At 72.6% G+C, this 20,699-nt stretch carries 22 protein-coding genes; 9 read left to right on the top strand and 13 right to left on the bottom strand.

Annotated elements, in window-relative coordinates; all coding sequences use genetic code 11:
• Positions 1-6: 6 nt before the first annotated feature.
• Complete coding sequence (locus ACFVTH_RS11600) at positions 7-396, bottom strand: cupin domain-containing protein (RefSeq protein WP_387090739.1); 390 nt, start codon at positions 394-396, stop codon at positions 7-9.
• Between the two features lie 108 nt (positions 397-504).
• On the opposite strand from ACFVTH_RS11600, the gene ACFVTH_RS11605 reads away from it, so the two are divergent.
• Positions 505-1,494, top strand: coding sequence for a DUF5937 family protein (locus ACFVTH_RS11605; RefSeq protein ID WP_387090741.1), 990 nt, complete (start codon positions 505-507; stop codon positions 1,492-1,494).
• Positions 1,495-1,519: 25 nt separating this feature from the next.
• On the opposite strand, the gene ACFVTH_RS11610 is transcribed toward ACFVTH_RS11605, so the two are convergent.
• The 5 genes from ACFVTH_RS11610 to ACFVTH_RS11630 form a co-directional block, all read right to left on the bottom strand.
• Positions 1,520-2,464, bottom strand: coding sequence for a hypothetical protein (locus ACFVTH_RS11610; protein ID WP_387090743.1), 945 nt, complete (start codon positions 2,462-2,464; stop codon positions 1,520-1,522).
• A 92-nt stretch (positions 2,465-2,556) separates the two neighbouring features.
• Positions 2,557-2,982, bottom strand: a complete 426-nt coding sequence (locus tag ACFVTH_RS11615; protein WP_387090745.1) for a DUF1801 domain-containing protein — start codon at positions 2,980-2,982, stop codon at positions 2,557-2,559.
• Positions 2,983-3,013: 31 nt separating this feature from the next.
• A complete protein-coding gene (locus ACFVTH_RS11620; protein WP_387090747.1) occupies positions 3,014-4,393 on the bottom strand; it encodes an FAD-binding oxidoreductase in 1,380 nt (459 codons plus the stop codon).
• Between the two features lie 100 nt (positions 4,394-4,493).
• The gene (locus ACFVTH_RS11625) at positions 4,494-7,706 is read right to left on the bottom strand and encodes a glycoside hydrolase N-terminal domain-containing protein (protein ID WP_387090750.1); all 3,213 of its coding nucleotides are present in this window, start codon (positions 7,704-7,706) and stop codon (positions 4,494-4,496) included.
• Positions 7,707-7,841: 135 nt separating this feature from the next.
• Positions 7,842-8,417, bottom strand: coding sequence for a GNAT family N-acetyltransferase (locus ACFVTH_RS11630; protein WP_387090752.1), 576 nt, complete (start codon positions 8,415-8,417; stop codon positions 7,842-7,844).
• Between the two features lie 125 nt (positions 8,418-8,542).
• Here ACFVTH_RS11630 and ACFVTH_RS11635 point away from each other — a divergent pair, with 125 nt between their 5' ends.
• Positions 8,543-9,415 carry a bile acid:sodium symporter family protein gene (locus ACFVTH_RS11635; protein ID WP_387090754.1) on the top strand — a complete coding sequence of 291 codons (873 nt, stop codon included), beginning with the start codon at positions 8,543-8,545 and terminating at the stop codon, positions 9,413-9,415.
• A gap of 60 nt (positions 9,416-9,475) precedes the next feature.
• Here ACFVTH_RS11635 and ACFVTH_RS11640 read toward each other — a convergent pair whose 3' ends face one another.
• Genes ACFVTH_RS11640 through ACFVTH_RS11655 form a run of 4 tightly spaced genes read right to left on the bottom strand, consistent with a single transcriptional unit; the run spans position 9,476 to position 12,571 of the window.
• A complete protein-coding gene (locus ACFVTH_RS11640; protein WP_387090757.1) occupies positions 9,476-10,117 on the bottom strand; it encodes a GntR family transcriptional regulator in 642 nt (213 codons plus the stop codon).
• A 56-nt stretch (positions 10,118-10,173) separates the two neighbouring features.
• Positions 10,174-11,070, bottom strand: a complete 897-nt coding sequence (locus tag ACFVTH_RS11645; protein ID WP_387090760.1) for a cytochrome c biogenesis CcdA family protein — start codon at positions 11,068-11,070, stop codon at positions 10,174-10,176.
• Positions 11,071-11,076: 6 nt separating this feature from the next.
• Positions 11,077-11,919, bottom strand: a complete 843-nt coding sequence (locus ACFVTH_RS11650; RefSeq protein ID WP_387090763.1) for a DsbA family protein — start codon at positions 11,917-11,919, stop codon at positions 11,077-11,079.
• A gap of 40 nt (positions 11,920-11,959) precedes the next feature.
• Positions 11,960-12,571 (bottom strand): hypothetical protein, encoded by a 612-nt coding sequence (locus tag ACFVTH_RS11655; protein ID WP_387090766.1) that lies wholly within the window; start codon positions 12,569-12,571, stop codon positions 11,960-11,962.
• 169 nt (positions 12,572-12,740) lie between these two features.
• Here ACFVTH_RS11655 and ACFVTH_RS11660 point away from each other — a divergent pair, with 169 nt between their 5' ends.
• From ACFVTH_RS11660 to ACFVTH_RS11670, 3 genes are all read left to right on the top strand, one after another.
• Positions 12,741-14,111 carry an NAD(P)/FAD-dependent oxidoreductase gene (locus tag ACFVTH_RS11660; RefSeq protein WP_387090768.1) on the top strand — a complete coding sequence of 457 codons (1,371 nt, stop codon included), beginning with the start codon at positions 12,741-12,743 and terminating at the stop codon, positions 14,109-14,111.
• A gap of 124 nt (positions 14,112-14,235) precedes the next feature.
• A complete protein-coding gene (locus ACFVTH_RS11665; RefSeq protein WP_387090771.1) occupies positions 14,236-14,616 on the top strand; it encodes a cupin domain-containing protein in 381 nt (126 codons plus the stop codon).
• Positions 14,617-14,654: 38 nt separating this feature from the next.
• Entirely contained in the window at positions 14,655-15,143 is a 489-nt protein-coding gene (locus tag ACFVTH_RS11670; protein WP_387090773.1) for a GNAT family N-acetyltransferase, read from the top strand.
• 14 nt (positions 15,144-15,157) lie between these two features.
• On the opposite strand, the gene ACFVTH_RS11675 is transcribed toward ACFVTH_RS11670, so the two are convergent.
• The gene (locus tag ACFVTH_RS11675) at positions 15,158-15,532 is read right to left on the bottom strand and encodes a hypothetical protein (RefSeq protein WP_387090776.1); all 375 of its coding nucleotides are present in this window, start codon (positions 15,530-15,532) and stop codon (positions 15,158-15,160) included.
• Between the two features lie 65 nt (positions 15,533-15,597).
• On the opposite strand from ACFVTH_RS11675, the gene ACFVTH_RS11680 reads away from it, so the two are divergent.
• Both ACFVTH_RS11680 and ACFVTH_RS11685 read left to right on the top strand, forming a co-directional pair.
• Positions 15,598-16,095, top strand: coding sequence for a DUF2975 domain-containing protein (locus tag ACFVTH_RS11680; RefSeq protein WP_387090779.1), 498 nt, complete (start codon positions 15,598-15,600; stop codon positions 16,093-16,095).
• Positions 16,095-16,325, top strand: a complete 231-nt coding sequence (locus tag ACFVTH_RS11685; RefSeq protein ID WP_387090782.1) for a helix-turn-helix domain-containing protein — start codon at positions 16,095-16,097, stop codon at positions 16,323-16,325. The genes ACFVTH_RS11680 and ACFVTH_RS11685 overlap by 1 nt, the downstream gene beginning before the upstream one ends.
• 10 nt (positions 16,326-16,335) lie before the next feature.
• Here ACFVTH_RS11685 and ACFVTH_RS11690 read toward each other — a convergent pair whose 3' ends face one another.
• Positions 16,336-16,803 (bottom strand): VOC family protein, encoded by a 468-nt coding sequence (locus ACFVTH_RS11690; RefSeq protein WP_387090785.1) that lies wholly within the window; start codon positions 16,801-16,803, stop codon positions 16,336-16,338.
• Between the two features lie 322 nt (positions 16,804-17,125).
• On the opposite strand from ACFVTH_RS11690, the gene ACFVTH_RS11695 reads away from it, so the two are divergent.
• Positions 17,126-17,611: an FBP domain-containing protein gene (locus ACFVTH_RS11695; protein ID WP_387090788.1), complete on the top strand. Its 486-nt coding sequence runs from the start codon at positions 17,126-17,128 to the stop codon at positions 17,609-17,611.
• A 54-nt stretch (positions 17,612-17,665) separates the two neighbouring features.
• Here ACFVTH_RS11695 and ACFVTH_RS11700 read toward each other — a convergent pair whose 3' ends face one another.
• Entirely contained in the window at positions 17,666-19,222 is a 1,557-nt protein-coding gene (locus ACFVTH_RS11700) for a PucR family transcriptional regulator (RefSeq protein WP_387090790.1), read from the bottom strand.
• A gap of 146 nt (positions 19,223-19,368) precedes the next feature.
• On the opposite strand from ACFVTH_RS11700, the gene lysA reads away from it, so the two are divergent.
• Positions 19,369-20,685: a diaminopimelate decarboxylase gene (gene lysA, locus ACFVTH_RS11705; RefSeq protein ID WP_387090793.1), complete on the top strand. Its 1,317-nt coding sequence runs from the start codon at positions 19,369-19,371 to the stop codon at positions 20,683-20,685.
• Positions 20,686-20,699 lie beyond the last annotated feature (14 nt).

Here is a 20,699-nt window from a genome sequence, read left to right on the forward strand (position 1 = left end):
GCGGGCCTACTCGGCCCAGGTCTGGACGATGGTCTCGGCGGCGTGGATGCCGATGAGCTGCAGCCGGCCCTCGCCGGCGTTCTTGAAACCGTGCCACACACCGGCCGGCGCCGTCGCGGTGTCGCCGGCGCGGGCGATGAGCTCGGTGTCGCCGACGGTGATGCGCGCGACGCCCTCGAGCACGATCCACGTCTCGGCGTACGGATGCCAGTGCAGGTCGGGCCCCTCGCCGGGCTCGTTGTCGACGAAGAAGTACGAGATGCGCGCCCCGTGCTCGAGTCCCACGAAGCGGCGGGTGCGGCCGCTGCTGCCGATGCGGAGCTCGTCGGCGGAGACGACGCGCGGGGCGGTGGGCGGGGTCATGGTGGGCGAGAGGGTGATCTCGGCGGCGTTCACAGCGGCTCCTTCGGTCGGTTCGTGCGGGGTCGGATGCCTCGGCGTCGCCCCTGATTCCATCTGCGAACAGCCTCCGCCCGGGGCATCCCGAGCCGTTAGAGTTTCGATGTGAGTCGAAACTTCGTGGAGTTCGGGCTCGCCCAGGGTGACATCTCGGCGATCCGATTCGGCATCTCGCCCGGCCACGAGCTCTGCCATGCGGTGCGCGTGCTGCAGCGCCCGGCCGAGCACCCGCTGCAGTGGGGCTGGTTGCGGGCGGTCCGCGGGCGCCTGCCGCGCGAGTCCTTCGAGCTCCTCGCCGTGCTCATCGGGGTCGACGGCTACATGCCCGACTTCCTCACCTCCGAGCCCGGGTGGGACCTCGAACCCGATGAGGAGGTCGCCCGGCTCCGTGTCGCCCCCGTCGAGCCGATGCTCGTCGACCTGCAGAAGATGGTGCTGCGGTCGAGCGGCGCGAGGCAGCAGGCGATCCGGCGCATGATCGCCGAGCCCGAGCGGGCGCGGGCGATGATCGCCGACGCCTGGGTCGAGGTGTGGGCGGCCGTCCTGGCGCCCGTATGGACGCAGCTCGAGCGGCTGCTGCGCGCCGACATCGCGGTGCGCTCGCGCCGCGTCGCGACCGACGGCATCGCCGCGATGGCCGGCGAGCTGCACCCCTCGATCAGCTGGCACGACCACGCCGTGCGGGTGGGACTCCGACTCCACCACGAGGTGCTCGACTGCCGCGGCAGCGGGCTCGTGCTCGTGCCCTCGGTCATGTCGTCGTACGGGTGCATGGTGCTGACCGAACCGCCCGCGCAGCCCACCGTGTTCTATCCCGCGCAGGGCGTCACCGAGACGTGGGCGCGCGATCCCGGCGAGACGGCGACAGCGCTCGGGGCGCTCATCGGTCCGGCGCGCGCGGCGATCCTGCTCGCGGCGCACCGCTCCCGCACGACCTCGCAGGTCGCTGCCGAGCACGGCATCGCGGTGTCGACGGCGTCGCACCACCTGTCGGTGCTGCGCGACGGCGGCTTGGTCTCCTCGACGCGCGAGGGGGCGAGGATGCTCCACCTGCGCACGCCGCTCGGCGAGGCGCTCGTCGGCGCGATGCTCTGATCAGCGGCCCTGATCGGCCGTCGGCTCAGGCCGCCGAGGCGTCGACCCAGCGCAGCACCCGCAGCGCGCGGAGTGTGTTCCACCGGCTCGGTTCGCCCTCGGCAGCGTCGAGCGCGAAATAGACCTCGCCGTGCCACGGCCGACCGGCGGCCCAGCGGCCGTCGTCGGCCCGCTGCTCGAGCAGCAGGTCGATCGCGGGGGCGATTCGCGCGTCGGGCGCGGCGCCCGCATCCCGGAAGTGGTCGAGCGCGCGCAGCACGTCGTAGAACCAGTACGACGGGAACGCGAAGTTCGCATAGCGGGGCAGCACGAGCTCGCCGGTCGTTCGCCGCCGGAAGAGGTTGCGCTCGAGCAGGTACTCCTCGCCGCGACGGCGCGCGGCCGCGACGGTCGACACGTCGCCGTTGGAGGCGTCGTCGCCGACCGCCCGCTCGTAGGCGAGCAGGCCCTCGAGCACGCAGACGGTCGAGTCGAACGAGGAGCGCTCCGACTCCTCGCGCGGTTCGCAGTTCCAGCCGCCGTCGGGCAGCTGCTGGTCGAGGAGGCGGCCGACGATGCGGTCGCTGCCCGTGCCGAGCACGCCGAAGTACGAGGCGAGGGCGAGCACGCCGCCGTTCACGCATTCCTCGACCTCGCCGTCGAAGAACGGCAGCGCGCCGTGATGACGCCACACGACGCTGTCGCGGACCCGGGCGATCGCCGAGCGCACGACGGATGCCTCGGGGTCGACGCCGAGCCGGCGCAGCGACTGCAGCGACCAGATGGTGCTGCGGCGGTCGCCGTCCTCGCCGTACTCCTCGCCGCTCCAGTAGCCGTCGTCGCCCTGGAGGGCGAGGAGCCGCGCACCCCAGCCCTCGGTCGCGACGCGGCGACGCTCGGCGGCGGCGCCGTCGACGTCGTCGTGCAGGTCGAGGAGCACCTGCCAGCGGATCGCGGGATCAGCGTCGAGCAGCCACTCGGTGAGGTCCATGCCGCCATGCTCGTGCATCGGCCCGCCCGCCGCCAGCCGCCCGGGGCCGGTCGGATCTGATCGGCGCGGTGTGCGGGCGCCCGGTTCGCCCCTCACCAGCGGGCGAGCCATGCGCGGACGACGGCGATGACGCGCGCCCTGGTCTCGTCATCGGCGCCCGACCCGGCCCCGGGTGCGGCGAGGCTCGCCCGGATGTCGGAATGCCAGGTGAGGAGCCCCGAGGGGTCTCCCGAGAAGCTCGGCGCGGCGGTGCGGTCTTCGGCGCGCGCGGCGCCGAAGTGCAGGATGAGCCGGACGGGACCGCGCCCCGCGGCGTTGATCGTCAGCCGGTCGAGGCCGTCGAGGGTGTAGTCGGGCGAGTTCCACTTGACGATCTCGACGAGCCGGGGTTCGGCCTCGCGGACGAGTTCGCGCAGGATCTCGACCTCGGCGCGCCGCTCGGGCGGCTGCGCCGCGAGGAACTCGTCGACGGTGCGGTATCGCTCGGCCATGCTGCCTTCTTCGCTCTCTTCGCTCATCCTGCGCTCGTCGGGCTCGCCGCCTCGGGCGTCAGCGCAGCGGGCGATTGCTGCGGATCAGCCCCTCGGGGTCGAGGCGGTGCTTCACCGCCTCGAGCCGCTCGAGCACCTCGGGACCGTACGCGTCGGCGAGGCTCGTCTGCATGCCGAGGAAGCTCGGCACCATGCCCTCGGCCGGGTACCTCGCGGCGAGTTCGCGCAGCGGCGCGAGGGCGGCCTCGGGGTCGACCGAGGGATCGAGCAGCAGGGCCCCCGAGCTGAGCAGCCCGGGGGCGTGCACCGCACCGATGACCGAGAGCTCGGCGCCGAGCTCGTCGGCGATCGCGCCGCCCATCGCCCGGATGCTGCATCGGGTCAGCCCTCGGTCGGCGCCGCGGACGAAGGCCTCGGCGAAGTCGCGCGCGAAGGCCTGGTCGAGCGGACCGACCGCGGCGCCGAAGTCGGCGGTCGGCATGGGGTCGACCGGTTCGGCGGCGACCGCCGCGAGCTGGCCGATCGTGAAGGCGGTGAGCGCGTTCGCGATCGGTTCGGCGACGGCGAGCAGCCGATCGGCGAACGCCTGCCCGGTCACCTCGTCGCCGACGTGCACCAGACCGACGGTGGCGACGACGCGCCCCCGCAGGTGCGGCGGGAACACCGGCGCGTCGGGGAAGCGCATCATTCCGATGTCGAGCCCGAGCTCGGGCTCGTCGCGCGCGAGCGCGAAGGCGGCCGAGAGCACCTCGGTCGCCGACTCGGCGGGGAACACGAGGCCGCCGCCGTAGAGGGTGTCGCCGGGGTGCAGCGCGAGCTCGATCGCGGTGATCACGCCGAACAGCCCGCCGCCTCCGCGGAGCGCCCAGAGCAGCTCGCCGTCGTCGGCGTCGGTCACCCGGCGGACCTCGCCCGCGGCATCGACCATCTCGACCGCGATGATCGAGCGCGCCGTGAGTCCGTAGCGGCGACTGAACATCGACTGGCCACCGGCGATCGCGAGCGCGACGACGCTGACCTCGGGGTTCGAGCCGGCGAGCCCGATGAGACCCGTTCCGTCGAGCGCCGCCAGCGCTCGGCCCCAGTTGACGCCGGCACCTGCGCGCAGCACTCGTGCCTCGGCGTCGACGTGCAACTCGTCGAGCCGCCGCGGGCGCACCAGCACGACACCGTCGAGACCGTCGGAGGCGCCGTGCCCGTTCGGCTGCGTGGTGACGCCGAGCCCCGCTTCGCGCGCGGCGAGCACGATGGCGCGGACGTCGTCGACGTCGGCGGGCTCGGCGATCGCGGCGGGGCGCTGCTCGACCGAGAGGTTCCACGGGGCGCGTGCGGCGTCGTAGCCCTCGTCGCCGGGCAGCAGCAGCGTGCCCCGGAGGTCGGTGCGGAGCCGCTCGAACGGAGCGAGGTCGATCGGGGCGGAGTCGTGCGAGGCGGTCATCGGTGTCCCTTCGTCGGGTCGACGCTAGCGTGCCCCGCCGACACCGCGGATGCCCCGGGCTCGCGCCCGGGGCATCCTCGTCTCGATCCCGCGTTCGGGCTCAGTCGGCCGTGCCGAGCTCGCGCATGGGCTTGCCGTTCTTCGGGTTCGCGGGCTTCACCTTGCGCCGCTTCCCGCCGACGACGACCGTGACGTTCGACATGTTCGGTGCACGGTCGGCGACGACGTCGTACGAGACGACCTCGCCGTCCTTCCACTCGCAGCTCACCTTGTAGCCGCCGCGGGCCCGCAGGCCCGTGAACGAGCCCGAGGCGGCCCAATCGGCGGGCAGCGCCGGCAGGAGGCGGATCGTGCCGTCGTGGCTCTGCAGCAGCATCTCGGCGATGGCGCCCGTGATGCCGAAGTTGCCGTCGAGCTGGAACGGCGGGTGGTTGCACCACAGGTTCGACAGCGTGTTGTAGGTGAGCAGGCCGCGCACCATGATGCCGGCGCGCTCGGCGTCGCCCAGGCGGGCGAACAGTGCGGTGCGCCACGGCCACGTCCACGAGCGGCGGCTGTCGCCCGAGACGGTGCCCGCGGTGAACGGCACGCCCTCCTTCTCGCCGCAGCGCGCCTTGAGCGATACGAGCGCAGCCGCCGCGAGCTCGGGCGAGGACGGCGTGATCTGCCGGCCGGGGTAGACCGCGAAGAGGTGCGAGGTGTGCCGGTGGATGTCGGTCGGGCTGTCGCGGTCGGCCTGCCATTCCTGGAGCTGGCCCCAGCTGCCGATCTTGTTCGGCGCGAGCCGCGACTGCAGGTCGGCGATCGTCGCCCGGTACGCGACGTCGTCGCCGAGCTCCTCGTCGCCGAGCGCGTCGGCGCAGTCGAGGTAGTTCTGGAAGAGGTCCCAGATGATCTGCTGGTCGTACATGACGCCGTCCTCGCGCGGCCCGTGCTCGGGCGACCAGCCGTCGGGCGCCACGAGGCTGCCGTCGGGCAGCTCCTTCAGGCGGTCCTCCCAGAACTCGCAGATCTCCTTGATCATCGGGTACGCGACGTCGCGCAGGTACTTCTTGTCTTGCGTGAAGGCCCAGTGCTCGTACACGTGCTGCATGTACCAGGCGCTCGCGACGGTGTTCCACTCCCACGAGTTGCCGCCGAAGATGCTCTGCGAGGTGCGCGCCGTCCAGCCGCGGGTGCGCTCGCCGAAGGCGTTGCGGGTCGCGACGCGGCTCGGCACGGCCACCTGCTGCACGAAGGCGACGAGTGCCTCGTGCGCCTCGGGCAGGTCGGTCGTCTCGGCGCCCCAGTAGTTCATCTGCACGTTGATGTTGGTGTGGTAGTCGCTCGCCCACGCCGGCTGGTTGCTGTTGTTCCAGAGTCCCTGCAGGTTGGCGGGCAGCCCGCCCGGTCGCGACGAGCTCAGCAGCAGGTACCGGCCGAAGTCGTACATCGACTGCTCGAGCGTCGGGTCGGACTCGCCGGCGCCGTAGCGCGCGAGGCGCGCGGTGGTGGGCAGCGCCAGCACCGAGGCATCCGTCTCGCCCCATTCGACCGCCGCGCGCGACATGAGCGCGGAGACCTGCGCGACGTGCTCCTCGAGCAGCTCGTCGACGTCGCGCGCGCTCGCCGCGTCGAGCGCCGCGTCGATGCGGGGCTGCGGGGCGTCGCCGCGCCAGCCGTCGGCCGCGCTCAGCTTGTAGTCGGTGCGCGCGTCGAGGATGAGCGTGATGGTCGACGCCCCGGTCACGCGGAGGCCCGCGCCGTCGGCGGCGACCTCGCCGTCGGTGTCGGCGATGCGCACCGTCGCCGCGTGGCTGAGGTCGTTGGCCATCGTGCCGGCGAAGCCGAGCCTCCGGCCCGCCGCGTCGACCGTCGTCGGCGAGTTCTCCTGCTCGGAGACGAGGCCGATCGTGCCCGTCAGCGCGCCGGCCGTGTCGCTCGTGTAGCGCAGCACCACGACGTCGGCCTCGCGGCTGGCGAAGGCCTCGCGGAGCACGGTGCCCGCGACGGTCGCGAAGTGCGCGGTGTGCACGCCGATCGCGGGGTCGAGCGCCCTGCGGTAGCCGACGACGTTGCGCTGGCCGCGGGTCGTGTAGCCGCTGCCCGTGAACGCGACGCCGGCGAGGCGGAACGCCCCTGGCGCGGTGAAGGTCAGACGGTAGCGCGAGTACGTGGTCGAGTTGGCGAATGAGAAGCTCTTCGCCTCCCCGCGCCCGGCGAACGCGACGCCCGCCCGGGTGTCGAGGGTCTTCCAGGTGACGCCGTCGTTCGAGGCGGCGAGCACCCAGTCGCGAGGGTCGGCCTCGGGCGCGTCGGGCGCGCTCGTCAGCACGTAGCCGGTGAGCGCGCGCTTCGCGGTCAGCTCGAGCTGCCACGCGGCGCCCGACCCGGCGTCGTCGACCCGCCAGACGGTGGATGCCTCGCCGTCGATGCTGCCGACGAGCGAGTCGGCGTGGCCCGTGGGCGACGAGACGTAGACGCTGCCGCCCTGCGCGAGCTCGATGCCGCCGAGCCCGATCTCGGAGAGCTGGAAGTGGCTCACGCCCGCCTTCGGCACGAAGTCGATGCGGTAGAAGCGGTAGGCGGTCGCGTTCTGGAACTCGTAGGTCTTCGTCTGGAAGCGCTGCTCGAACGGCGCACCGGTGCGCGAGTCGAGCGTCGCCCAGGCGCTGCCGTCGTTCGAGCCGAGCACGCGCCACTCCTGGGGGTCTCGCGCCGGCACGTCGTTCGCGCTCGTGAGGCTGTACGACGTGACGACCGCGGCCGACGGCAGCTCGACCTGCCAGAGCACGTGCGCGGGCGGCCCGTCGATGCACCACTTCGTGCCGCTGTTGCCGTCGTAGCTCTTGTCGACGTCTTCGGCGCCCCAGATCTTGTACGGGCCGCCGGGTGCGGTGACCTTGGGCTTCGCGCCGAAGCCGATCGTCAGCGTGCCGAAGTCGCGGTACGAACCGAAGCCCGTCACGCTCGTGTCGTAGGCGCCGTCGGGCTTGCCCGCGAGGGCGTTGTCGTAGTCGTTGAGCCCGCCCCAGAGGCTCTGCTCGTTGAACTGCACGACCTCCTCGTCGGGGTTGCCGAAGAGCATCGCGCCGAGGCGGCCGTTGCCGATCGGAAGCGCCTGCGTCTCCCAGTCGCTCGCGGGGGTGCCGTACCAGAGCGCCTTCGGCGAGAGCTCGGGGATCGGGATGCCTCCGCCGGCGGCAGCGGCGGCACGGCCCCCGACGAGTGCGGCGGCGGGCTGGGCGGCGAGGAACTGGGGCACGAGCGGTGCCAGGGCGACGAGCCCGCCGAGCTGCAGGGCGCGGCGGCGCGGAATCTCGCGGTGAAGCATGCGGGGGAACCTCCGGAGCATCATTGATCTGGTGTTTCGGTGCGGAATCATCGCGATTCGTCGGGAATCTGCGACCACGGCTCATCCTGCCCGATTAAAGATCGGATGTATAGACCGAGGCTCGAGTCGGTTCGATTACCGGAGGTCGAGCCGCATCAGGACACGGGGAAAGCCGTTGATCACCGAATCGGTGTCGGCCGCCTTCGTGAAGCCGCCCTGCTCGAACAGGCGCCGCGTGCCGACGTACGCCATCGTGAGGTCGACCTTCGCGCCCTCGTTGTCGACCGGATAGCCCTCGATCGCGGGCGCGCCGTTCGCCCGCGCGAACTCGACCGCCCCGGCGAGCAGGCGGTGCGAGATGCCCTCGCCGCGGTGACCGGGCCGCACGCGGATGCACCACACCGACCACACGTCGAGGTCGTCGACGTGCGGGATCTTTCGGTTGGTCGCGAAGGCGGTGTCGGCACGCGGATGCACCGCGGCCCAGCCGACGGGCTCGTCGCCGTCGTAGGCGAGCACGCCGGGCGGGGGAGTCTGGGCGCACAGCTCGCGCACGCGCTCGCCGCGCGCGGGACCTGCGAGCGCCAGGTTCTCCTTCGAGGAGCGCAGCCGGTAGCTCAGGCAGAAGCACACGTTGGACGTCGGCTTCTTCGGCCCGATGACCGCCGCCGCATCGTCGAACACCGTCGCCGGTCGCACGTCGATCGCCATGCGCCCCAGCATGCCACGTGCCACCGTCACCCCGGGTCGGCCGACCCCCGAGGATCCGCTCGTGACAAGGCACCGCCCGTCCACGAGACTGTCTCTCACCGTCATCACGAAGGAGTGATCACCACATGGGTCCATTGACCACGATCGGGCTGCCCGTCGCGCTCGGCATCATCATGTTCGGCCTCGGGCTCTCGCTCACCCCGCGAGACTTCGCCCGGGTCGCGAAGCAGCCGAAGGCGGTGCTCGTCGCTCTCGCCTGCCAGCTCGTGCTGCTGCCGCTGATCTGCTTCGGGCTCGTCCTCCTGTTCCAGCTGCCGCCGGTGCTCGCGGTGGGCATGATGCTGCTCGCGGCATCCCCCGGCGGCACGACCGCGAACCTCTACAGCCACCTGTTCCGCGGCGACGTCGCGCTGAACATCTCGCTCACCGCCGTGAACTCGGTGCTCGCCGTGTTCACCCTGCCGCTCATCACGAACCTCGCGATCACGTACTTCCTGCCGGGCGACGACGCCCTCGGGCTGCAGTTCGCCAAGACGATCGAGGTGTTCGCGATCGTGCTCGGGCCGGTCGTGCTCGGCATGCTCGTGCGCTGGTGGAAGCCGGCGTTCGCCGACCGCATGGACAAGCCCGTGCGCATCGCGTCGGTGGTCATCCTCGTCGTCGTCATCGCGGGTGCGATCGCGACGAACCTCGAGCTGCTCCTCGAGAACGCGGGCACGCTCGCGCTCATCACCGTGCTGTTCTGCGTGCTGAGCCTCGCCGTCGGGTTCGCGGTGCCGCGCCTGTTGCGCGTCGGGCGGGCGCAGTCGGTCGCGAGCTCGTTCGAGATCGGCATCCACAACGCGACCCTCGCGATCGTCATCGCGCAGACGGTGATCGGCAGCGTCGAGATGAGCCTGCCCGCGGCGGTCTACGGCGTGCTGATGTTCTTCGTCGCGCTCGCGTTCGGGTTCCTCATCCGCGAGCGCAAGCCCGCGGAGGTCGCGGTCCCCGCGTAGCCCGCGGTTGCGCCTGGGCCGCGCGGCGCGCCGGAGTCCCGGTGCGCCGCGCGCCGCGGCTCAGACGGGCCCGAGCTCGGGCCCGTGCGTGTCCATGATGTGGACGCGCAGCGCCTCGGCGAAGCCCGCGGGGTCGTCGGCCCGCAGCGCCTCGAGGAGGGCGAGGTGCTCGGCGATCGTCTCGTCGACGCGATCGAAGAGCGTGTCGCGGTGGGCGCTGAGCAGCAGCCGCTGCCGGTCGGCGAGCCGGTCGCCGATCTCGACGAGCACGGCATTGCCGGATGCCTCGACGAACGAGCGGTGGAAGGCGATCGTCAGCTCGACGAACCGGTCGAGGTCGCGGGCGACGAGCGCCGTCCGCTGGTCGACGAGCTGCGGCTCGAGCCGATCGGCGAGGGCGCGGCGCACCGCACTCGTCGCCCGCTGCACGCCCATCGCCTCGAGGATGAGGCGGGCGTCGGCGAGGTCGGCGATCTCTCGGGGGCCGAGCTCGCGCACGAGCGCGCCGCGCTTGGGGTAGATCGTGATCCACCCCTCGTCCTGCAGGCGGGCGAGCGCCGCCCGCACCGGGGTCCGGCTCATGCCGAGCCGCCCGGCGAGCTCGTTCTCGCTCAGCATGGTGCCCGGGCGATGGGTGCCGTCGAGGATCGCCGCTCGGGTCGCGGCGTAGGCGCGCAGTGCAGCGCTGTCGATGGTCGGCACCCGCCCATCATGGCCGCTCGCGCGGCCCGTCGCATCCACCGGTGCCGCTTCGCGACTCACGGGGCCGGTGCCCCGGACTCCGACTGCGCCGAGGCGGCGCCGTCGACCCGGGCGGCACGCCGCGCGACCGCGGCGGCACGTCGCGCTGCTCGGCGGTGCAGGAGCCACACGACCACGAGGATCGCGACGGCGATCGCGACGAAGACGAGGTCGGGTACCCCCGCGGTGACCCGCAGCGCGCTCGACTCGATCGCGAACTGCTGCGATGCGCCCAGCAGCCCGGTCAGTCCGGCGGTGCCGTCGGTGGCGATGAGCAGGACGCCGAGGCCGATGCCGAGGAGGCCGGCGACGAGCTGCGTCCACGTGTTCGACCAGCGGCCGATGCGGATCGTCCGCGGGCGCACGATCCGGCGGATCCACGGCGACCGCGACCAGGCGAACGCGAGCACGAAGAGGGGCACCGTCATGCCGAGGGCGAAGACCGCGAGGGCGAGCCCGCCGTAGAGCGGGCTGCCGCCGAGCGCGGCGAGCGTGAGCACCGAGCCGAGCACCGGCCCGGCGCAGATCCCGGCGAGCCCGTAGACGGTGCCGAGCAGGTACACGGATGCCGCGGAGCCGGCGTCGCCCGCCCCGTCGCCCGCGCCCGTGTCGCGAGTGAACCAGGGCAGGGGGATCCCGAGCGCCTGCACGAGTCCGAGCGCGATGACGACGCCCGCGGCGATCGTGACGAGGAGGGTGCGGTTGGCGCTGACGAACGCGCCGACCGTGCCCGAGAGCACGCCGATCGGCACGAGGGTGGTCATGAGGCCGAGCGCGAAGACCCCGGTGCGGGCGACGAGCCGCGTCGGTGACGTGAACGCGTAGGCGAAGAAGGCGGGCAGCAGCATCACCGAGCACGGGCTCAGCAGGGTGAGGATGCCGCCGAGGAACGCGCCGGCGAAGCCGAGGTCCACGACCCGCTAGCCGGCGGTCGGGAGGTCGGCGGCGTCGACGCCCGCGGCGAGCAGCTGCTCGTCGAGGAACGAGCGGACGGCGTCGAGCGGCTGCGCGCCCGAGAGCGCCTGGTCGCCGACGACGAAGAACGGCACGCCCGTCACGCCGAGCTGCTGCGCCTGCGCGGTGCTCGCGGCGACGGCGTCGTGGAGGTCGGCTCGATCGAGGTCGGCCTCGAACGTCGCGAGGTCGGGGACGCCCGCCTCCTTCGCGAAGCCGACGAGCTTCTCGCGAGGCATGTCGGGGTGGCCCTGCTCGGGGGCGGCGGCGTAGAGCGCCTCGAGGTACTCGGGGAAGCGGCCCTGCTCGCCCGCCGCGCGGGCGGCCACCGCTGCGGCGGTCGAGTCGTCGCCGAAGAAGGCGACGTCGCGGAACTCGTACCGGACGAGCCCCGTCTCGACGTACTCGTCGAGGATGACGGGGAGGGTCTGGTTGGTGAACACGGCGCAGAAGGGGCAGCGGAAGTCGGCCCATTCGACGAGCACGACGGGCGCGTCGACGTCGCCGATGGCGAGCGGGTCGTCGGGGTCGCGGAGCGCGATCGCGGGGTTCTCGGCCGGCGCGCTCGGCTGGGCGGATGCCTCGGGCCCGTGGACCGGGCCCGGCGCCGCCGCGCTCGTCGTCTGCGGGAACGCCTGGGCGATGGCGACCACGAGGAGGAACGCGGTGGCCGCGCCGAGCACGACGTTGAGCGTGCGCGCGCGGCGCAGCCGTCGTTCGAGGCCGGCGGCGTGCGCCGTCGCGTGCCCCGGTCGGTCGCGCGCCGCGGTCGGTTCGCCGGGAGTCGGGGTCGTCTGCATGCTGCCCATCTCCGAAGGATACAACTTGTATCCAAGTAGGGACTGAACGTCAGCGCGCCCCGGCGCCGTCGAAGACGAGCGCCCGCAGCAGCACCTCGAGCGAGGCCTGCACGCGGCCGTCGGTCCAGGCCACCGGGTCCTCCACTGCCTTGACCTCGTAGCCGCGGCAGTACAGGTAGAGGATGTCGGCGATGTGCGCGGCGGCCACGCGGTCGACCGGCTCGCCGCTCGCCACGATGTGCTCCGCGCCCGCGAGGAACTTGCCGTAGGTGGCATCCGTCACGCCCCTGACCACCTCGTAGGCGCGTCGGTTCGCGCCGCGCACGTCGGCGATGACCTCGATCCAGAGGCTGCGCAGCACGTTCTCCTCGGGGGAGGACGAGCACATCCAGCGGGTGAGCTCGGCGAGGCGCTCGACGCCGACGAGGTCGCCGAGGTGGGCGGCGCGCGACTCGTCCCACTGGGCGCGGGCGTGGTCGAGGGCGTTGGCCATGAGCAGCGCGCGCGACGGCACGAAGTTCGTGATGTACGCGGTCGAGCGGTCGAGGCGCTCGGCGACGGCGCGCAACGTCACGGCGCGCGTGCCGCGCTCGCGTGCGACCTCGACCGTCGCTCGGGCGATGTCGGCGAGGCGCTCGTCGGGGTCGACCTCGATCGGCACGGGCCCTCCCTCCGCTCGGTCCTGGGGTCGTCGTTTGACAGCCTGACACGTCGAGGGTACGTTTCAAAACACTGTTGTACAACACGCCGATATCTCCGCATCGAACCGGATGCCTCGGCGACCTGCCGCTCGCGGCCGAAACCCTCGATGAAGATGGAGAACACCCCGCATGACGGTGAACGGCGGCGTCTCGTTCTGGCTGCAGCAGGTCGGCGTGCCGACCCCCAGGCCCGCACTGCCCGGAGATCTCGACGTCGACGTCGCGATCGTCGGCGGCGGCTACACGGGGCTGTGGGCCGCCTACTACCTGAAGCGCGACCAGCCCGACCTGCGCGTCGCGGTGCTCGAGCGCCGCTTCGCGGGCTACGGCGCCTCGGGCCGCAATGGGGGCTGGCTCACCAACTCGGTCACGGGCGGTCGCGCCCAGTACGTGAAGACGCACGGCCGCGACGCGGCGATCGCCCAGCAGCGGGCGCTCAACGCGACGGTCGACGAGGTCATCGCGATCGCGGCGGCCGAGGGCATCGACGCCGACATCCACAAGGGCGGCGAGTTCGAGGTCGCGCTGAACCCGGCCCAGCTCGCCCGGCTGAAGGCCGCGGCCGCGTCGGAGCAGTCGTGGCCCGCGACCGACGTCGAGGTGCTCGACGCGACGGCCGCCGCCGCCCGCATCAACGTGGCCGGCGTGCAGGGCGGCGTCTGGCACCCGCACGCCGCGCGCATCCACCCCGCGAAGCTCGCGCTCGGCCTCGCCGCCGCGGTCGAGCGACTCGGCGTGGCGATCTACGAGGGCACGACGGTCACCGAGATCGTGCCGGGGGAGGCCCGTACCGACCACGGCACCGTGCGCGCGGCGCACGTGCTGCGGGCCACCGAGGGCTTCACGCCCGACCTCAAGGGCCTGCACCGCACGTGGCTGCCGATGAACTCCTCGCTCATCGTGACCGAGCCGCTCGCACCCGCCGTCTGGGACGAGATCGGCTGGAACGGCCGTGAGGTCCTCGGCGATTTCGCGCACGTCTACATGTACGCGCAGCGCACCGCCGACGACCGCATCGCGTTCGGCGGCCGCGGCGTGCCCTACCGCTACGGCTCGCATGTCGACCAGGACGGGCAGACGCAGCAGCGCACGATCGAGAGCCTCACGGCCCTCCTCAACCGCTTCTTCCCGTCGACCCGGAGCGCCGCGATCGACCACGCCTGGTCGGGCGTGCTCGGCGTGCCGCGCGACTGGGCCGCCACCGTCGGCCACGACCGGACGACCGGGCTCGGCTGGGCCGGCGGCTACGTCGGCACCGGCGTCACCGCGACGAACCTCGCCGGCCGCACTTTGCGCGACCTCGTGCTCGGGCAGGACACCGAGCTCACCCGCCTGCCCTGGGTCGGCCACCGAGCCCGCAACTGGGAGATCGAGCCGCTGCGCTGGCTCGCCGTCCAGGCGATCTACACGGCCTACCACGCGGCCGACCGGGGCGAGCAGCGCGGCCGCGCGACGACCTCGCCGATCGCCCGCGTCGCCGACCTCGTCGCCGGCCGCTGACCCCGCTGCTGCTGCTTCCGCTGCTTCTGCAGGAGAACTGCACTCAGACGCCCGAATATCGACCCATCGCGACCAATTTCCTGCAGAGGCCGCTCTGCAGGGGGTGCTGACCCAGGAGGAGACCATGACCGACCAGCCCGACGTGGCGACCGTCGCCGCGCTCGACCCGCTCGCACGCGACCTCGGCCCCTTCGCCCCGAAGCCGACCGCGCTCGAAGAGGGGGTGCTCGAGGCATCCGACTCGCTCTGGAGCGTTCCCGGCGTGGACGCCGGGTACTGGGAGTGCACGCCGGGCCGCTTCGCCGCCACCCGCGTGGGCTACGCCGAGGTCTGCCAGTTCCTCTCGGGGCGGGTGACCGTCGAGGTCGAGGGCGAGGAGCCCGTGACGTTCGGCGCCGGCGACACTCTCGTGACGCCGAGCGGCTGGCGCGGCGTGTGGCACGTGCACGAGACCGTGCGCAAACTCTACGTGATCATCGACGACGCCGCCGCGACGGGGGAGTAGCGGCGACGCGGCAGCCGGCCGTGTGAGAGCGTGGTCGGGTGACCCTCACCACGATCGAGACCCCGAACGCCGCCTACACCCTTCGCCGCGCCCGCCGCGACGACGTCGACGCGCTCGTCGCGCTCATGGCCGCCGACCAGCTGCGCTCGGCCGAGTTCGCCTTCGACGACGAGACGCTCGCGGGGTACCGTCGCGCGTTCGACGTCATCGATGCGGATGCCGCGCAGCTGCTGGTCGCGCTCGACGACCCCGACGGGCGGATCGTCGGCACGATGCAGCTCACCTTCATCCCGGGACTCTCCCGCGGCGGCGCGACGCGGATGCAGATCGAGGCCGTGCGCGTCGCGGAGGACCTGCGGGGCGGCGGCGTCGGATCGGCGATGATCGGCTGGGCCGTCGAGCACGCGCGTGCCCGAGGTGCGCGCCTCGTGCAGCTGACGAGCGATGCGCGTCGCGACGACGCGCATCGTTTCTACGAGCGGCTCGGCTTCGAGGCATCCCACGTGGGGTTCAAGCAGTACCTCTGAGCGCGACGCTCGCGTCAGCCGAGCGCGACGAGGAGGCTGAGCACGGCGAGCACCGCGCTGACGGGCGCCATGGTGAGGCGCTCGGGGCGGCTGCGCGAGATCGCGTTGAGCGCGATGCCGAGCACGAAGTAGCCGAACACGATCCACATCGCGACGGTCGAGACCGCATCGGGCACGACGTCGATGAGCCCGGCCCGGTCGAGGGCGACCGTGCCGATGAGCGCGTAGATCACGATCGACACCGCACTGCCGATGCGCAGGCGCGTCGGGAGCACCTCGTGCTGCCCGCCCCAGGCGAACCGCCCGATCGGGGCGCCGAGGATCAGGGCGAGCTGGAACACGGCGAGAAGGCCGAGGACGACGCAGAGCAGGACCGCGGCAAGGGGCATGCGGCGAGCCTAACGGACCGCTTCAATCGATTGACAATCGATCGATAATGAACGAGAGTCGATTCATGGTGAAGATCGACCAGGTCATCGTGCCCCTCAAGGTGCTGCTCGTGCTCGTGTTCGCCGGGCTCCTCGTGGCGCAGTTGCTCAGCCTGCCCGGGCAGTTCTCGCACATGGCGGCCGAGCACCCCGAACGCGGCGTGCTCCCGTGGCTCATGCTCGCGGTCGCCGTGCTCGAGGCCGCGTGCTTCCAGGTCGTCATCGTCTGCATCTGGCGCCTGCTCGACCTGGTGCGCGACGACCGCATCTTCAGCGAGCGGGCCTTCCACTGGGTCGACGCGATCGTCTGGGCGATGGTCGTCGGCTGGCTGCTGCTCGCCGGCCTCGCCGCCACGCTCGTCACCGTCATCTACGTCACCCCCGAGCTGCGCGACCCCGGGCTGCCGATCCTGCTCACGGGCATGGTGCTGATCGGCGCCGTCGTCGTGCTCACGATGGTCGTCATGCGCGTGCTGCTGCGCCGGGCCACCGTGCTGCGCAGCGACCTCGACGAGGTGATCTGATGCCCATCGTCGTGCGCATCGACGTCGAGCTCGCCCGCCGCAAGATGAGCGTCGGCGAGTTCGCCGAGCGCATCGGGCTCACTCCCGCGAACGTCGGCGTGCTGAAGAACGGGCGGGCGAAGGCCGTGCGCTTCTCGACGCTCGACGCCATGTGCCGGGTGCTCGAGTGCCAGCCCGGCGACCTGCTCGAGTGGGTGCCCGACGACGCCGGGGCGCCGGCGATCGAGTAGCGGCGCCGGCTCAGGCGTTCTCGAGCTCGGCGATCACGACCTTCTTCTGCCGCATCATGACCTGGATCTGCTCGGGCCGCCGCGTCAGCTCGCCCATGTTCGCCGGGATGACCTGCCAGCTCACGCCGAAGCGGTCCTTGCACCAGCCGCACTGCTCCGACTCGGGCACGTGCGAGAGCGCGATCCAGTAGCGGTCGATCTCGGCCTGGTCGGCGCACGAGACGACGAACGAGATCGACTCGGTGAACGTGAACAGCGGGCCGCCGTCGAGGCAGACGAAGTCGACCCCGTTCAGGGTGAACTGCCCGTTGAGCACCTTGCCGCCCATGCCCGCGAAGTGCTCGTCCAGCGACTCGTCGGGGTACTCGTCGATATGGGTGATGCGCGAGTTCGGGAAGACCCCGACGTAGTACTCCATCGCCTCGCGCGCCTGGTCGTCGAACCACAGGCACGGCTGGATGGGTGAGAGCTCGGCCATCGGTGACCCCCTTGTTCGGCCATTCGCTTCGGCGGACACGATACGCCGCCGGGCCTCGGCGGTCGAGAGGAGCGCAGGGGCGTGCGCCGGACGGGTCGCCGGATGCCGTGTGTAGACTGCCCCACTGTGAATCGTGCTGAGCTGCCCGCGATCGTGCGCGGGCGTGAGGGGGTCGCGGGCGCCTCGTGCGCCGCGATGAGGTGACCCCGCCCTCGGCCGGTGGCGTTCGACGCCGCGGGCCGCGGTCGGTCGCGCCTGCGACCGGTCACCCCCACGTCAGCGTGCCGCCGGTCTCGGCGGCGAACTGAACAGGTTCAGATTCATGCTCCCCATCACCGACGCGCAGATCCGCGCATCGTTCATCAACGCCAGCGTGCGCGAGCGCGCCACCCTCAGCCTGCCGGCCGACTTCGCCGAGCTCGACTGGGAGCGCCGCGACTTCCTCGGCTGGCGCGATCGCAAGCTGCCGAACGTCGCCTACGTGGTGGCGCCGGTCGGCGGCGAGCTCGTCGGCGTCATGCTGAAGCGCGCCGAGGGCCGGCTGCGCTCGCGGCCGCAGTGCTCGTGGTGCGAGGACGTGCACCTGCCGAACGACGTGCTCTTCTTCGTGGCGCGGCGGGCCGGAGCCGCAGGCCGCAAGGGCGACACCGTCGGCACGCTCGTGTGCGCCGACTTCCAGTGCTCGGCGAACGCGCGCAAGCGCCCGCCCGTCGCCTACCTCGGCTTCGACGTCGAGGCGGCCCGCGACCGCCGTGTCGAGGCGCTGCGCGATCACGTGGTCGGCTTCATCCGCGAGGTGGCCGAGTAGGCGCTCGGGGCCACGCGGCGGCCGTGCGGCGCGGTGGACTCGCCGTCGTCGGGCTCAGCGTGCCGCCGCGCGCAGCTGGAGCCAGGCGGCGAGCCGGTCGTCGGGGTGCTCGAGGCGGAGGCCGTGCGCCTCGGCGGCGCGACGCAGGCGGTGACGAACGGTGTTCTCGTGCACGCGCAGCCGGTCGGCGGTCTGGGCGACGTTGCCGAAGCACTCGAGCCAGGCGAGCACGGTCTCGGCGACGGTCGCCGTCGCCTCGCGCTCGGCGAGCGCGTCGATCGCGGGGTCGCGCAGCTCGGGCGCCGTCGCCAACAGCTCGGCGGCGCGTTCGACCACGAGCTGGGGTCGCAGCTCGGCGGCCGTCACGATGCGCCGGGCGCGGGGGTCGCCCGCGCGTGCCGCCGTCTCGAGCAGCCGGTCGGCGAGCTCGCGCGCGCCCGCGACGTCGCCCGAGCGGTGCGCGGGCCCCGAGGCCGCGATGCGGATGCCGTCGCCCACGAGGCGGTCGACGAGCGGCAGGAGCGGCTCCGCCGTGCGCACGGCCTCGTCGACGGAGCCGGCCGCGAAGAGTGCGTAGACGCGACCGCGGTGCGCGACGGCGACGGCGTCGGGCCGGTGCAGCACGAGGTGGCGGATGACGGTCGAACGGAGCTGCGCGATCGCCGTCGGCCCGGCGCCCGGTGCGTCGACGGCGAGGAGCGCCGCCCCGCGCTCCTCGTCGATGCCGAGCTCGGCGAACTCGGTGCCGGTGAGCTCGATGCCGGTGAGGAGGGTGCGCAGGCGGTCCTCGCGGGGCCGCTGGTTGGTCGCGTGCGCGCGGAGGTCGTCGAGCAGGTGGGCTCCCGCGAGGGCGCTCGCCCGCCGCATCCGCTCCGCCTGCTCGGGCGTGGTCGGGCCCTCGCCCGAGGCGTCGATCGCCCAGATCGAGCCGAGCGGCAATGCACCCGCGCGGATCGCGAATGCGACCCGCGGCTCCTCGTCGCCGAGGCGCGGGTACTTGATGGGGTGATCGCTGCGCAGCACCGTGCGGTACTGGTCGTCGTTGTAGGGGGAGGCGGGCACCTGCCGCGCGAGGATGCCGTGGGTGCGGAGCGCGTCGATGACCTGCCCCGGCACCGAGGAGTACGCGAGGATGTTGCGGCTGAGGTCCTCGATGGCGACGGAGCCGCCGAAGAACTCGGCGAGCTCGTTCGCGATCGCGAACAACGGCTCGGCGCCACGGTCCTGCGGGCCGGCGAGCGGCGCGTCGGCCTCGCCGAGCAGGTGGGTGAGCTGCGCGTCGAGCAGCCGCCAGCTGATGCGGTCGGCGACCCGCACGATCGGCAGCCCGGTCGCGTCGGCGATCGCCGCGAGGGCGGGCACGCGCTCGGCGCTGCACTTCACGGCCAGTCCGGCGGCCCCCTGCTCGGCCGCGGCGGCGGCGATGGCGGCGAGGCGGGCCGTCGAGAGCGACGCGGTCGACGGGGCGAGCAGCAGCGTGCCCGGGGCATCCGTCATCTCGTCGACGATGTCGATGAACTCCGTACCGGTGACGGCGATTCCCGGCCCGAGCGTGCCGATCGGGGTCGCGGTGCGCGGTCCGAGCTGCTCGACGAGCTCGGCGAGCGTCACGCGCGGACCCGACGAGCGCAGCACACCGCTTGGAGAAATCCCTGCATCCATATGGTGAATCTATCCGAGATCGACAACCACACGGGGAGGCGATCTTTCTAGGCTGGCCAGCGCGACGGCGAAGGCGCCGCGCAGAGGAGGACAGCATGACCACGGACCGGCCCGCACCCGACGGCACTCGCCTCGGCGAGCTCTGGCGGATCCTGCCCGAGGAGGCGACCGCGAACGCCGACGGCGTGCTCGAGCTCGGCGGCGTCGCCGTCACCGAGCTCGCCGAGCGCTTCGGCACCCCGCTGCACGTCTACGACGAGACCGGGCTGCGCCGCCAGATCCGCCGCTTCATCGACGGGCTCCGCGAGCGCTGGCCGAACTCCGACGTGCTCTTCGCCTCGAAGTCGCTCCCGGCCGTCGGCATGTACCGGCTCGCCCAGGAGGAAGGCCTCGCGGTCGACATCGCGGGCGGGGGCGAGCTGCGGCTCGCGCTCGCCGCGGGCGTCGACCCCGAGCGCCTGTACTTCCACGGCAACGCGAAGACCGATGCCGAGCTGCGCATGGCGCTCGACGCCGGCATCGGGGCGATCATCGTCGACAACGACGACGAGCTCGACCGGCTCGAGCGGCTGCTCGAGCGGCCCCAGCGGCTGCTCCTCCGCGTCATCCCCGGCGTCGAGGCGAAGACGCACGCCTCGCAGGCGACGGGCGGCCAGAACTCGAAGTTCGGCCTGCCGATCGATCAGGCCGCCCGGGCGATCGCCCGCATGCAGGCCCACCCGCTCATGCACTTCGAGGGCGTGCACCTCCACATCGGCTCGCAGATCCTGGATGTCGCGCAGTTCGCGGAGGCCGTCGAGAAGATCTCGGGCGTCGGCACCTTCGGCACCTACGACGTCGGCGGCGGGCTGGGTATCGCCTACACCTACGAGGAGGAGGCGCCCGAGGTGGGCGCCTACCTCGACGCGATCGTCGCCGCCGCCCGGGCGCACCTCCCCGCCGATGCGAAGCTCATGATCGAGCCCGGCCGCTCGGTCGTCGCCCGGGCGGGCGTCACGCTCTACCGCGTCACGACGGTCAAGCGCACGGGGCGCACCTTCGTCGCCGTCGACGGCGGCCTCGCCGACCAGATGGACATCGCGCTCACCCAGCAGCGCTACGAGGCGATCCTCGCCGACCGGCTCCACGAGCCGTGGACCGAGTCGGTGCAGCTCGTCGGCCGACAGTGCGAGTCGGGCGACCTGCTCGTCGACGGCGCTCCCATGCCCTCGGCCCGCGTCGGCGACCTCGTCGTCATGGCCGCGACCGGCGCCTACGCCTACACGATGTCGAACAACTACAACGGCGCCCTCAAGCCGGCGATCGTCTTCGCCCGGGAGGGCGATGTCCGGCTCGTCGCCCGTCGTGAGAGCTACGACGACCTGCTCGCCACGCACGCCCCGGCGATGGCCGACGCCGAGGCGTTCGCCTGAGGCATCCGGCCGCC

This window comes from Agromyces sp. NPDC058104 (assembly GCF_042884835.1).
Classification (GTDB): domain Bacteria; phylum Actinomycetota; class Actinomycetes; order Actinomycetales; family Microbacteriaceae; genus Agromyces.

Excerpts from the sequence above, each read along its gene's own strand:
- ACFVTH_RS11685 (WP_387090782.1), top strand. The coding sequence starts at position 16,095 with ATGCCCATCGTCGTGCGCATCGACGTCGAGCTCGCCCGCCGCAAGATG.
- ACFVTH_RS11610 (WP_387090743.1), bottom strand. The coding sequence starts at position 2,464 with ATGGACCTCACCGAGTGGCTGCTCGACGCTGATCCCGCGATCCGCTGG.
- ACFVTH_RS11650 (WP_387090763.1), bottom strand. The coding sequence starts at position 11,919 with ATGGGCAGCATGCAGACGACCCCGACTCCCGGCGAACCGACCGCGGCG.
- ACFVTH_RS11625 (WP_387090750.1), bottom strand. The coding sequence starts at position 7,706 with ATGCTTCACCGCGAGATTCCGCGCCGCCGCGCCCTGCAGCTCGGCGGG.
- ACFVTH_RS11660 (WP_387090768.1), top strand. The coding sequence starts at position 12,741 with ATGACGGTGAACGGCGGCGTCTCGTTCTGGCTGCAGCAGGTCGGCGTG.
- lysA (WP_387090793.1), top strand. The coding sequence starts at position 19,369 with ATGACCACGGACCGGCCCGCACCCGACGGCACTCGCCTCGGCGAGCTC.
- ACFVTH_RS11690 (WP_387090785.1), bottom strand. The coding sequence starts at position 16,803 with ATGGCCGAGCTCTCACCCATCCAGCCGTGCCTGTGGTTCGACGACCAG.
- ACFVTH_RS11675 (WP_387090776.1), bottom strand. The coding sequence starts at position 15,532 with ATGCCCCTTGCCGCGGTCCTGCTCTGCGTCGTCCTCGGCCTTCTCGCC.
- ACFVTH_RS11695 (WP_387090788.1), top strand. The coding sequence starts at position 17,126 with ATGCTCCCCATCACCGACGCGCAGATCCGCGCATCGTTCATCAACGCC.
- ACFVTH_RS11680 (WP_387090779.1), top strand. The coding sequence starts at position 15,598 with ATGGTGAAGATCGACCAGGTCATCGTGCCCCTCAAGGTGCTGCTCGTG.
- ACFVTH_RS11665 (WP_387090771.1), top strand. The coding sequence starts at position 14,236 with ATGACCGACCAGCCCGACGTGGCGACCGTCGCCGCGCTCGACCCGCTC.
- ACFVTH_RS11620 (WP_387090747.1), bottom strand. The coding sequence starts at position 4,393 with ATGACCGCCTCGCACGACTCCGCCCCGATCGACCTCGCTCCGTTCGAG.
- ACFVTH_RS11615 (WP_387090745.1), bottom strand. The coding sequence starts at position 2,982 with ATGAGCGAAGAGAGCGAAGAAGGCAGCATGGCCGAGCGATACCGCACC.
- ACFVTH_RS11635 (WP_387090754.1), top strand. The coding sequence starts at position 8,543 with ATGGGTCCATTGACCACGATCGGGCTGCCCGTCGCGCTCGGCATCATC.
- ACFVTH_RS11630 (WP_387090752.1), bottom strand. The coding sequence starts at position 8,417 with ATGGCGATCGACGTGCGACCGGCGACGGTGTTCGACGATGCGGCGGCG.